Raw genomic sequence first — 12,666 nt, forward strand, 5'->3', positions numbered from 1 at the left:
TAGATTAACTGTTTAAACTGGTTAATCGGTTAATTGTAGAGCTGGTGCAGAAAACCTAATTTCTTAATATCGATTTACGCAAAGCGTTTAATTTATTGGTTAATTCATCAAGTTTTAGTCGAAATGAAATATATTCTTCTTCGCTGATATATTCCAGGTCATACGCACCAATGATATGGTTGATGGTTTCGATTGCACTCGAATAAGACATAGTTATAAAATGTGCTTTATCTTTAGGCGTAACTCTCGCTGAACCTTCTGCTAAGCAATCACCAATACTGCTTGCAGATCTTTTGATCTGACTTGTTAAGCAAAATACCTCCTCTTTTGGGAATTTCCTGGTCAAATTATAAATATCTTTTCTAAATATCCTGGCTTTTTGCCAGGTCTCTAATTTTTCAAATGAGTAAATATGCATAACAATTAGTTTAGATTATATCAGGAACTGGAGTGTAATTACAATTTAACAAGATATTGAAATTATCAGACATAGGCAATTTGCTATTTGTACGATTAACCGATTTAACAATTGACCGATTAACCCTTTATCTTCTCCACCAACCGCACACACTCTACCGCTTCTTTCACATCGTGTACCCTTAAAATACCCGCACCTTTTTGTAGCGCAATGGTGTTGAGTACTGAAGTGCCGTTTAAAGCCTCTGGTGCTGTAATGCCAAGTGTTTTATAGACCATTCCCTTTCTCGAGAAACCCACTAAAACAGGGAGTTTGAAGATTTTAAACGCTTCCATTTGTTTGAGCAGTTCATAATTATGTTCAGCGGTTTTCCCAAAGCCAAAACCCGGGTCAATAATCACATCATGGATGTGCAGTGCTTTAAGTGCAGCAACTTTTTTTGCCAGATCATCGATCACTTCGAGCAATACATTATTATAAACCGGATTTTGCTGCATATTTTGTGGTGTACCCTTCATGTGCATAATGATGTATGGCACCTGCAGCCTGGCTACTGTTTCGAACATCTGCCCGTCCAGATTTCCGGCTGCAATGTCGTTAATGATATGTGCACCAGCTTCAATGGTTTCCCGGGCAACCTTTGCCCTGAAAGTATCAATGGAAATAATCGCTTCTGGAAATGCTTTTACCAAACTTTCTACCACAGGTACCAAACGGTCTGTTTCTTCATTGGTAGAGATATCCTGAGCGCCTGGCCTTGATGAGTAACCACCAACATCAATAAATGTAGCCCCTTCACTTAAAAATTGTGCTGCTTTACTCAAAGCTTCATCAATCGTTTTTGTACGGCTGTTGTGATAAAAGGAATCAGGAGTGATATTTAAAATTCCCATTACTTTTGGCGTGCTTAAGTCGATAAGTCTGCCTTTTATATTTAAGCTTTGTTTGGGCTCAAAAAAGTTTTTTTCTGCCATAATAAACCCTTTCGGGATTTGGGTTTCGCTTTAAAAATGTATCTTTAGCTTTTGTTTTTTCACGACAAAAATACACTAAAAACTAAATAATTATTGGCTTTGGCACAAACAAATACCTCTACAGAATTTGACGAAGTGATTGCGGTTTGCAGATCATTATTTTTAAAAAAAACTAAAGATTACGGAACTGCATGGCGGATTTTGAGACTAAGTTCAATAACTGACCAGATTTTTATCAAAGCACAGCGTATCCGTACCCTGGAAGAAAAAAAAGTAAGTAAGGTGGGAGAGGGTGTGATATCTGAATACATCGGGATTGTAAACTATTGCGTGATTGCCATGATGCAACTCGAATTAACGGAAAGCGACCCGAATGAAATGCCTTTTGAAGAAGTTGAAAAAAGGTTTGACGATAAGGTAACGGAAACCAAAGATTTGATGTTTGCCAAGAATCACGATTATGGAGAGGCCTGGCGAGATATGCGCATTAGTTCGTTAACCGACCTGATTTTGATGAAAATTTTTAGGGTTAAACAGATAGAAGATAACGAAGGCCAAACGCTGGCTTCAGAAGGTGTTAATGCGAATTATCAGGATATGTTGAACTATTCTGTTTTCGCACTGATCAAACTTGGCGTAAAATAGCAAAATAGCCTTTAAAATAGATACATAGATGCGAAATATAGTTTTAAGATTCTCCAGGATTTTTGTCGGTGCTTTATTCATATTTTCAGGATTAATCAAAGCGAATGATCCGCTTGGCTTTGGCTATAAACTACAAGAATATTTTGAAGTTTTTCATATGAATTTCCTGAGTGGAATGGCTACTGGTATTGCCATTTTACTTTGTACCTTAGAAATTGTGCTCGGTGCCTTATTGTTATTGGGTTTCTGGAGCAAAAAAGTAGCCTGGGGCCTGTTGCTGCTCATTATCTTTTTTACCCTGCTTACCTTTATATCCGCAGCATTTAAAGTAGTAACCAGTTGTGGATGTTTCGGCGATGCCATTCCGCTTACACCGTGGCAGTCGTTTACCAAGGATCTGATCCTTTTGGCAATGATCATTGTTATTTTCCTTAATAAAAATCTCGTCCATCCATTATTTAAAAAAGAAGCAACACAAAGAAATATTGCCCTTTTAGTAACGGTTGTATCGCTAGGTTTTGGATTATATACTTACAATGTTTTGCCTGTTATTGATTTTTTGCCTTATAAAGTCGGCGCACATATTCCATCGTTAATGGTCATTCCTGCAGGAGAAAAGCCTGATGAATTTGAGATCATGTATCACCTCAAAAATAAGAAAACCAAAGAGGAAAAAGACATGAGCGATAAAGCCTATCTTAAAACGGAGATCTGGAAAGATAACAATTGGGAAATTATCGGCGAACCGGCAAAAAGGCTGGTTAAAAAAGGATTTGAGCCTAAAATCAAAGATTTAAACATTACGGATGCTTCCGGAACTGATTATACAAAGGAACTGATCGAAAACCCATACTATAATTTAATTTTTGTGGCTTACGATCTGCACGCAACCAATGAAGCTGCTATTGGTAAATTAAACGCACTGGCCTTAAATGCCACCCAACAGTTTAATATCCGTACAGTATTGCTTACTTCTAATTCGGCACAGGATGCACAAGCATTTATTAAAAAAAATAACCTGTTCTCAGAAGTATTTTTTGCAGATGCCGTTCCGCTAAAAAGTATGGTAAGGGCAAATCCTGGTGTTTTATTGATGAAAAACGGAGTGGTGATCAATAAGTGGCATTACCATAATGTACCCACTTTCGACCAACTCAGCCGGAAATATTTCGATAAATAAACATGATCGGATATGCACTAAAAAAACTCATATATGGACTGCTGGTGATGGGCGGTGTGATATTGGTTGTTTTTGTGCTGTTTAACATTTTACCCGGCGACCCTGCAAGAATGACAATGGGGCAGCGGGCCGATGTACAATCACTTGAGGCTGTTCGTAAAGAATTTGGTTTAGATCGATCGAAGCCGGTTCAGTTTATTTTATATCTGAACGACTTATCGCCTGTCAGTATTTTGGATAATAACAGTGCCAGTCAACAGAAATACCATTACGCCAAACTCATAACTTTTGATCAAAAAGTACTGGCTTTAAAATGGCCCTATCTGCGTAGTTCTTACCAAACTAAGCGAGATGTTACTGCGATTCTTTCCGAAACGGTGCCTAATACTTTTATCCTGGCATTAACAGCAATGATTTTTGCTACCATAATAGGTGTGTTGCTGGGAGTGCTGTCTGCAGTATATAGAGATTCGTGGATTGATAAAACAGCCAATGCATTTGCTATTTTAGGGATATCCGCCCCTTCATTTTTCGCGGGAATTATTATTGCCTGGCTATTTGGCTTTGTGCTGAGCGATTTTACAGGCTTAAAAATGAATGGGAGTCTTTATTCCTACGATCCATTTAATGGAGAGGTGTTAACGTTAAGAAACTTGTGGTTACCAATGATTACACTGGGGTTAAGGCCATTGGCCATTATTGTGCAGTTAACTCGTAGCGCCATGCTGGATGTTTTGGCGCAGGACTACATCAGAACCGCAAAGGCTAAAGGTTTAAGCAAAAATGCGATTATTTATAAGCATGCCCTAAGAAATGCCATGAATCCTGTTATTACAGCTATTTCCGGATGGTTTGCATCTTTATTGGCAGGCTCTTTCTTTGTCGAATACATTTTCGGCTATAACGGTTTAGGGAGGACAACAGTAACCGCCTTAGAAATGTCTGATTTTCCGGTAGTCATGGGATCAATTCTTTTTATTGCCTTTGTTTTTGTAGTCATTAATATTCTGGTCGACATTTTATATGCCTATGTTGATCCGAGGGTTAAATTAAGTTAATTACGATGAGTGAAGAGGAAATCATTAAGTATACTGAACTTGCCGATAGACGGATTATCGAAATATTTAAGCAGGCAATTATCGAACTGCCTGATGCAGAACGTTTGTTCAGCCATGTGCTGAATGCCCAGCATATTTGGGCGCAACGTATTTTTGGCAAAAAACCGGTTTACGGTGTCTGGGATATTCACCCCAGAGAAAATTTTGAAAGTATCTCTTTAGAAAATTTCAGACTGATTAAAGAGGCATTGAATAATTACACTTTAGATCAAAGGATTTTATATTCGAACTCCAGAGGGGATCAATATGAAAACCGTGTAGATGAAATTTTATTTCATTTGTTTAATCATTCTACTTATCATCGCGGGCAGGTTGTAACCTTATTAAAGAAGGCTGGGTTTACGCCACCTGTAACCGACTATATTATGTTAAAACGCGACCATTTATTTTAGGTCGGCAATCAGAAATCACATGAAAATTTTCCTTATCGGCTATATGGGCTGCGGCAAAAGTACCAAAGCAAAACAACTCGCACACCGTTTAGCATGTCCGGTGATTGATCTGGATGCCGAAATCGTTACGAAAACAGGTAAAAGCATTGCAGAATATTTTGCAGAATTTGGGGAAAGTGGTTTCAGGGATTATGAAAGTGAAATGCTTAAAACCTTTAACTATCCGGAAAGTTGTGTAGTGGCTACCGGAGGTGGATTACCTTGTTTCTTCGATAATATGGAATGGATGAATGCACATGGTACAACGGTTTATCTGCAAATGGAACCTGCTGCTTTGGTTTCACGCTTACATAACCGCCAAAAGCGTCCGTTGATTAAAGATTTGGATGATCAGCAACTCCTGGTCTTTATAAAAGAAAAACTCCATGAACGTGAACCTTTTTATACCCGGGCAAAAATAATTGTAGATGCATTTGATCTTGATGGAGAGCAGTTGGAGGAAGCCGTTAAGAGAGGTTGTTAGTCTGCAGTCCATAGTCTTTAGTCTTCAGTTGATTAATCGCTTTTAGCAATACTGCGATAGGTCGTAAGCGATCAACTATAGACCATCAAACCATTGACCCAATGGCTATGAACTATTAAACCACTAAACGAATATCATCATCAATAATCTTAGCAGATAATAAAGCCAATGGGATTCCGCCACCTGGATGTACGCTACCACCGCAGAAGTAAAGATTCTTCACTTTAGAACTGAAGTTGGAGTGCCTTAAAAATGCGGAAAACTGATTGTTGGAGCTATTGCCATATAAAGCGCCCTGATATGATCCTGTTTTGCTTTCTATCGATCTAGGATCAAGAATCTGTTCGCAAATGATATCTTTTTCAATGTTCCGGTTTAAAATCCGGCTGATTTTTTTTGTGATATTTACCTTCGCTTCCTTGATCAACTGATCCCAGTTTTGTCCGGTATTGGCAGGTACATTAATCATCACAAACCAATTCTCAGCATGGGCCGGTGCATCCGTTCTGATGTGTTTAGAACTGATGTTAATGTAAACGGTAGGGTCGCGGCTCACGGTTTTATCTTTCCAGATGGCATTAAATTCCTTTTGATAATCTTCGGTAAAGAAAATGTTGTGCAGGCCTAGCTCACTATAATTGCTGTCCATGCCCCAGTAGAAAATTAAGGCTGAACTACTTCGTTCCTGCGTTAATAGTTTTTTCGGCTCTGCTATTCCTTTCAATAAATTTTTATAAGTAAACCAGATATCAAAGTTAGAGATTACGATGTCTGCTTTGTAGATTTTATTGTTAACTTTAACACTCTTTATTTTAGGTTTGCCTGCATCGGTGTATAGAATTTCTTCAACTTTCTGGCTGTAATGAAACCTAGTACCCAGTTCTTCAGCCAATTTTACTAAAGCGCTTACAATACCATACATTCCATCTTTTGGGATAAAAGCACCAAAATGATATTCGAAATGCGGAATTACATTTAGTGTAGCTGGTGCCTGATAGGGGTCTGAACCATTATAGGTGGCATAACGATTGAAAAGCTGGGCAATGCGCCCATCTTTAAAAAATGCCTGGTTTGCCAAAGCCTGTGTTCTGAAAGCATCAATCTGACCAAAACGGAATATCGATTTTAAAGTATCCCAATGCAGGTAACTTTTAAGTTTATGTAAACTCCTTTCTAAAAAAACGCGATGTGTAACCTCGTATATTGTCTCGCTTTTTTTTAAATAACGCTGTACTTCAGCTGCGGTTGAATGGCTTTTTTCTTCAATATCCCGGGCAAATTTGTCAAGATCAGCGGTAGCATTTAGCCTTAAACCATCTTCATAAAAGTAACGGCAAATTTCGTTTAATTTAGTGTATTTAAAATAATCTTCAGGATTTTTCCCGGCCAGTTTAAAGAGTTCATCCACGTATTGTGGCATGGTAAAAAGACTTGGGCCGGCATCGAACCTGAAACCATTCATTTTTATTTCCCCTAGTTTACCTCCGGCTTTTGAGTTGGCTTCAAAAACATCAACTTGATAACCTTTAATAGCGAGGCGGATAGCAGAAGCAATTCCCGCGATTCCGGCTCCGATAATTATGGCTTTTGGTTTAGGCATAATACGAAAATAGCATAAATATTTTACTAACTTGATGCAATGACTAAGGATGAAATTATTATTTATAAAAATGAAGCAGGACTGCCAGCAATAGAAGTGGTTTTCGGTAATGATACTGTTTGGCTTACTCAACAGCAGATGCAACAGCTTTTTAATAAAACTAAACAGAATATTAGTCTCCATATTAAGAATATATTTAATGAAAATGAACTTGTAAAAGATTCAGTTGTCAAGAAATCCTTGACAACTGCCTTAGATGGTAAAAGTTATAATACATTTTACTATTCACTTGATGTAGTTATTTCTGTAGGCTATCGGGTAAAATCGGTTGAGGGAACAAAATTTCGTATATGGGCTAACCAGATTTTAAAAGATTATCTACTAAATGGATATGCCTTAAATTACAAAAGATTACAAGAACAAAGCCAGCAACTCATTGAATTAAAGCAAGCCATTAAGTTGGTTAATGCTGTTCAAAATAGTCACATGCTTAATAATGAAGAATTAAAAGATACTTTTAAAATTCTTACAGATTATGTTTATGCTTTAGATGTTCTTGACCGTTACGACCATCAGCAGTTAGAAAATGAAGTTTCTGGCCATAAGGGTGATTTTAGAATAGATTACAATTCTGCACTTGAAGCAATAGAAGATTTGAGAGTGAAATTTGGTGGAAGCAAACTTTTTGGAAATGAAAAAGATCAGTCATTTAAAAGTTCATTGTACACCATTTATCAAACATTTGATGGGGAAGAACTTTATCCGAGTATGGAAGAAAAGGCGGCAAATCTATTATATTTTGTAGTAAAAAACCATTCATTTTCTGATGGCAATAAACGGATTGCTGCCTTTTTATTTGTTTGGTTTCTAGATAAAAATAAAATGCTCTATCGAGAAGATGGCACAAAAAGAATTGCCGATAACGCGTTGGTTGCACTCACGTTACTCATAGCAGAAAGTGATCCTAAAGAAAAGGAAATGATGGTTAAAGTAATTATTAATTTGATCAACTATAAAAATTAACCTATCTCAATTCCTCCAGATACGCTTTTGTCTGTTTTTCGATCTCATTAGTGGCAAATTTAATGGACGAACCTACTCTCGTAGTTTCTGTTTTAACTGCCATTTTGTTGATTGTTGCCAGTGCATCAACGTACCATTTGCCCCAAACCTCAATAATATGTTTCTCAACATCTGCCGATTTTCCATTCGCAATTGCTTTTTTGCTGAGCTCAAATTCTGTTTTTAAGCGGATCAGCGCATCTCCTTTAACTTGAGAAACAGTAGCAATAGCCGTATTTTCGTCTGCAGAAATTAAGGTATAGGCCGCAGTTAAACCACTTATACCCACGTTTTTCATTTCCGTTGCAGAAACTTTATCAATTCTATCGTTATCGGTGTGATAAAAAACATCGGTAAAGTGCCACATCAGTAAACCTGGTATTTTATTTTGTAAAAACGGAGTGTGATCGCTTCCCCCTTCAAAAGGGTTATAGTTAACCGTCCAATTGGCAAATTTACCCTGTGCTTTACAGATATCGAAAATAAAATCGTTGAAATAATGCGGGAAAAGATCTTTCTCACTCACATCACCAGCACCCCATTCCGTATGTTTATCCGTACCTCTTGTCCAAATGGCTGATGGATCTGGCATTTTTTCGATTAAGAAAGAGCCGCCAGTTTTTTTAGTGTTTTCGCCAACCATATCCAAACTCATTCCCCACATAATACCCCTGGCCCTCGTGGTATCCTCGGTAATATATCTTCTTGTTGATACGATTTCATCGCCCCATAAAAAGGTCAAGCTGCGTTCAGGTTTTATCTTTTTTGCCTGATACAGTTCTGCCGTTAATCTTGCCATTTCTGCTAATGTGCCGACACCACTGGCATTATCGTTTGCACCAGGCTCCTGAACATGTGCACTGAAAACAAAACGTTCATTAGGATTTATACTTCCTTTAACATTTGCCACAATGGTTAATTCTTCGGAAGGATATATTTTAGTCTGAATATTGACTTTTAATTTAGTATGACCTTTTAGGCAAGCGGCTTTTAACTTTTCTTTTGCTGCATAGGAAAGGAGTAATGTCCATACTTCGCTATTGGCTTTCATGCTGCCAAACTGAATGGAAGTTTGATGAATTTCCGGTTGGGTATATTTTGGCATTGAATAGCCTAAAACCCCAATGGCCCCTGCTTTAGTTGCGATTTGTAGTAAACGCGATGGATTATTTTCAGAAAACAGAATTTTTCCTTTCAAATCCATCTTTTCTATTTCTGCTGCAACTATTTTTTCGATGTAAACCACGTTAGCCGTTACACCAGCAGCAGCAGTTGAGCCACAATTGATGGGAATCATGTTACGGTTGGTTTTATAAGAAATAAGCGGTTGTGTCTCACCTATAATATTGATATTGGCATCAATAGGCTCCCAGGTGTTATTTTTCATCGCTCTTTTTTCAATCCGATAAGTTAAGGGCGCTTCAAACTCATTTTTTTTCTGTTCTACAAAACCAGCCTTTTTAAGGATATTTTCCACGTAATGAATACTGGCGTTAAAGCCAGTATTGCCAGGTACACGAAAGTATTTTTCTACAAAGGCCGTTGTTTCGTAGGCATTTTTTTCCTGAAACCCTGCTCTTGTCATTTTGAAAAATCCATCTGTAGTGTTTTGCGCATAACAGGTAACGCCCGCCAAAAGCAGTAGAAAAAGTATCTTAGTTTTCATGATCATTAGTAAAAACGAAAGATACTAAGAATTTAATGTTGTTTAGTCGTAACGCTTTCCCATTTTACGTTTTAATCCTTCATCAACCGATAGTGGTCCAGAGCCAACTACCCAAAAAATGATAAGAAGAAATAAAATTAACACGGAGAACCAGAGTTCTGAATTCAGGGGTGAGAATCCTATAGTAAGGTTAACGAAAAATACGGCAAACAATAAAATTGGAAGCTGAATAACAACTGCAAAGCGGGTAACTAAACCTAAAGTGATCAAAATACCACCGACTAAATGTGCAAATGCAACAACATGAATGGCAACACTGATCAACATGCCTGAAAAACCAAATACGTTGTTTTGTGTAATCATGTTCTGGAGAACAGAAGTGTCGCTGACAAAAGAAACACCTTTTCCAAAAATGATCAGGCCAAGTACAATCCGAAGATAATCCAGCCATTTTGCGTGATGAACATCTCCCCAATGTTCAATTTTACGGATAACGTTCATAATGAACCTCCATTTTTATGTAAATGATATATTAAGTTAAGAATTTATATTTATTATATCAAATAAGTATTTGAAAATCAATTTATAATAGCCTTTTTAAGAACTGGATATTTTTATTTTCAGATATTGTTTGGACTAAAAATTAGCTTATACGGAAAGCCGTAATCGAATGTTATTTTCTATTCTGATGTTTGTGGAAAGACAACACTTAAAAATTTAATAAAATTTATCATGACGCTTAAAGATTTAACAAGGGATAAAAAAGGCTTATTTAGTAAATTACATATACTTATTGCCATCATAATTCTGTTTTCTTGTAAGAAGACTGTCAATGAAAAGCCCGAAGAACTTTTATCCCCGGTTGAGTATGGCTATGAAGTAACATGTGATTACTGTGATATTTCCTATGTAGACATTTATAACCAAAATAAGATCATAAGAAGTAATACCGGAAAATGGACATACAAGATTGGCTCTGCCGTTTCTTTTGATTTAAAACTATCCATTAAAACAAGTATGTTGAGCGCGCAAAATATCCATGCTTATATTTTAAGAAATGATGAAATAGTATATGGCAATCTTGGATATAATTTTGCAGAAATATCATACAATACTAAACTAGGAAATGGTACATCAAGTTTTGGTAGTTATGCATCAACAGGAACAGGAAGTAGCACTACGCCGGTTTCTTCAATTTGTGGGGCAAAAACCAAAGCCGGAGGGTATTGTAAACGTGTAGTCTCAGGAGGGGGAAGATGTTGGCAGCATAAATAGGTGTCTTTGAGCATCAGATAATTTAACATAAAATTAATTTGTACCGTTTTGGTTTTTGGTCTGAATTTTGTATTATTGCTTAAATAGATTCGTTTTTTATCATGAGCAAGGAAATACTAGAGTTTTCTGTACAAGTGGATGAAAAATTCGACCTAAAATTTAACTGGTTGGGCGGCTTTTGGGACGCAGCATTTAGATTTTTTGGAAAATAATTTTTTAAAGCCATAATTATTGAAGGAGAATCAGCTTCCTGATGGAAAGTTATGGCTTGATTTTTCTGGTTCTTCAGTCTATCGCGCTCTTTATTGCTGGTTTCAATCTTTTTGACCGACAGTTTTTAAGCCTTCTGTCTTTCTGTCCTACACCTTCTACCTCTTTTTCCTATCTTTGCAAAATAATGAGTAGAAGAAAACCTGGTACGGTAACTATTGTTCCAAACGTACAAATAATTGATATTGCTGAAGAAGGAAAAGGTGTTGGCAAAGCTGATGAATTGGTCATCTTTGTGGATAAAGCTGTTCCTGGTGATGTAGTAGATGTGCGGTTGACCAAAAAGAAAAAGAATTTTGCAGAAGCAATCATTGATCAGTTGCATGAAAAATCAGCATTGCGTACTGATCCTTTTTGTCCTCATTTCGGAACCTGTGGTGGTTGTAAATGGCAGCACATGGGTTACGATGCTCAATTAAAGTTTAAGCAGAAAAATGTTGAGGCAGCTTTACAGCGCTTGGGCAAAATAGATACCTCTGGTACAGAACCGATTCTGGGTTCTGCAAAAAACAGATATTACCGCAATAAATTAGAATTTACTTTCTCGAACAAACGTTGGTTGGAGAAAACTGATGTAGAGCGCGATGAAGATTTTGATATGAACGCATTGGGTTTTCACGTACCCTTACGTTTCGATAAAATTTTAGATATCGAACATTGTTATTTACAGGATGAACCCTCCAACTCCATCAGAAACGCTGTCCGTAAATATGCTTTAGAAAATGATTTGTCTTTTTACGATCTGCGTAACCATGAGGGCGTTTTGCGTAACCTGATTATCCGTACTTCCAGTACAGGAGAAGTAATGGTGGCGGTGGTATTTGCTTATCCTGAACAAAAACAGGTTGATGGTTTAATGGAATTTGTGAAAAATGAATTCCCGCAAATTACCTCTTTACTTTATATTATTAACCAAAAGAAAAACGATACTATTTTTGATCAGGATGTCGTAGTTTTCTCTGGTCGCGATCATATTTTCGAAGAGATGGATGGCATCCGCTTTAAAATCGGGGTAAAATCTTTTTACCAGACCAATTCTGAACAAGCCTTCGAACTTTATAAAATTACCAGGGAATTTGCCGGATTTAAAGGTGACGAACTGGTTTATGATTTGTACACCGGGGCAGGAACAATTGCCAACTTTGTGGCCCGAAATGTAAAACAGGTGGTAGGCGTAGAATATGTACCTACCGCGATTGAAGATGCTAAGTTCAATTCTGAACTCAACGGAATTGATAATACGATCTTTTATGCCGGTGACATGAAAGACATTCTTACTTCCGAATTTATATCGGCCCATGGTAAGCCTGATGTAGTAATCACCGATCCACCACGTGCCGGGATGCATGCGGATGTAGTACAAAGGCTACTGGAAATGGAAGCTGAAAAAATTGTTTATGTAAGCTGTAATGCGGCCACGCAAGCTAGAGATTTAGAGTTACTGAAAGAGAAATACGATGTGGTGCGCATTAAACCCGTAGATATGTTTCCGCATACACAGCACGTAGAAAATGTAGTGCTTTTGAGGTTAAAGGCGTAAGAT

At 37.3% G+C, this 12,666-nt stretch carries 13 protein-coding genes; 8 read left to right on the plus strand and 5 right to left on the minus strand.

The genetic code is table 11. The features are described from left to right. Window positions 1–55 precede the first annotated feature (55 nt). On the minus strand, window positions 56–418 hold the full coding sequence (locus tag DV942_RS17015; RefSeq protein WP_145859522.1) for a four helix bundle protein: 363 nt from the start codon (window positions 416–418) through the stop codon (window positions 56–58). A gap of 119 nt (window positions 419–537) precedes the next feature. Further along, window positions 538–1,392, minus strand: coding sequence for a dihydropteroate synthase (folP, locus tag DV942_RS17020; protein WP_145859524.1), 855 nt, complete (start codon window positions 1,390–1,392; stop codon window positions 538–540). Between the two features lie 99 nt (window positions 1,393–1,491). On the opposite strand from folP, the gene DV942_RS17025 reads away from it, so the two are divergent. Genes DV942_RS17025 through DV942_RS17045 form a run of 5 tightly spaced genes read left to right on the plus strand, consistent with a single transcriptional unit; the run spans window position 1,492 to window position 5,250 of the window. Further along, window positions 1,492–2,037 (plus strand): DUF1599 domain-containing protein, encoded by a 546-nt coding sequence (locus tag DV942_RS17025; protein ID WP_145859525.1) that lies wholly within the window; start codon window positions 1,492–1,494, stop codon window positions 2,035–2,037. Window positions 2,038–2,065: 28 nt separating this feature from the next. Continuing rightward, complete coding sequence (locus DV942_RS17030; RefSeq protein ID WP_145859527.1) at window positions 2,066–3,217, plus strand: BT_3928 family protein; 1,152 nt, start codon at window positions 2,066–2,068, stop codon at window positions 3,215–3,217. 2 nt (window positions 3,218–3,219) lie between these two features. After that, window positions 3,220–4,275, plus strand: a complete 1,056-nt coding sequence (locus DV942_RS17035) for an ABC transporter permease (protein ID WP_145859529.1) — start codon at window positions 3,220–3,222, stop codon at window positions 4,273–4,275. A gap of 5 nt (window positions 4,276–4,280) precedes the next feature. Then, window positions 4,281–4,727, plus strand: coding sequence for a DinB family protein (locus DV942_RS17040; RefSeq protein ID WP_145859532.1), 447 nt, complete (start codon window positions 4,281–4,283; stop codon window positions 4,725–4,727). Between the two features lie 19 nt (window positions 4,728–4,746). After that, window positions 4,747–5,250, plus strand: a complete 504-nt coding sequence (locus DV942_RS17045) for a shikimate kinase (protein WP_145859534.1) — start codon at window positions 4,747–4,749, stop codon at window positions 5,248–5,250. Window positions 5,251–5,365: 115 nt separating this feature from the next. Here the strand turns inward: DV942_RS17045 and crtD are convergent, their stop codons facing one another. Then, window positions 5,366–6,850 carry a 1-hydroxycarotenoid 3,4-desaturase CrtD gene (gene crtD, locus DV942_RS17050; protein ID WP_145859537.1) on the minus strand — a complete coding sequence of 495 codons (1,485 nt, stop codon included), beginning with the start codon at window positions 6,848–6,850 and terminating at the stop codon, window positions 5,366–5,368. Window positions 6,851–6,889: 39 nt separating this feature from the next. On the opposite strand from crtD, the gene rhuM reads away from it, so the two are divergent. Then, window positions 6,890–7,873: a virulence protein RhuM/Fic/DOC family protein gene (gene rhuM, locus DV942_RS17055; protein WP_145859541.1), complete on the plus strand. Its 984-nt coding sequence runs from the start codon at window positions 6,890–6,892 to the stop codon at window positions 7,871–7,873. A 1-nt stretch (window position 7,874) separates the two neighbouring features. Here rhuM and DV942_RS17060 read toward each other — a convergent pair whose 3' ends face one another. After that, window positions 7,875–9,578, minus strand: coding sequence for a M28 family peptidase (locus DV942_RS17060; protein ID WP_145859543.1), 1,704 nt, complete (start codon window positions 9,576–9,578; stop codon window positions 7,875–7,877). A 42-nt stretch (window positions 9,579–9,620) separates the two neighbouring features. Next, on the minus strand, window positions 9,621–10,079 hold the full coding sequence (locus DV942_RS17065; RefSeq protein WP_090986591.1) for a DoxX family protein: 459 nt from the start codon (window positions 10,077–10,079) through the stop codon (window positions 9,621–9,623). Between the two features lie 231 nt (window positions 10,080–10,310). Between DV942_RS17065 and DV942_RS17070 the strand changes: the two genes are divergently transcribed. Both DV942_RS17070 and rlmD read left to right on the plus strand, forming a co-directional pair. Beyond that, window positions 10,311–10,853, plus strand: coding sequence for a hypothetical protein (locus DV942_RS17070; RefSeq protein WP_145859546.1), 543 nt, complete (start codon window positions 10,311–10,313; stop codon window positions 10,851–10,853). Between the two features lie 397 nt (window positions 10,854–11,250). After that, entirely contained in the window at window positions 11,251–12,663 is a 1,413-nt protein-coding gene (rlmD, locus tag DV942_RS17080; protein WP_145859547.1) for a 23S rRNA (uracil(1939)-C(5))-methyltransferase RlmD, read from the plus strand. Window positions 12,664–12,666 lie beyond the last annotated feature (3 nt).

This window comes from Pedobacter suwonensis (genome assembly GCF_007833675.1).
Lineage (GTDB): Bacteria > Bacteroidota > Bacteroidia > Sphingobacteriales > Sphingobacteriaceae > Pedobacter > Pedobacter suwonensis.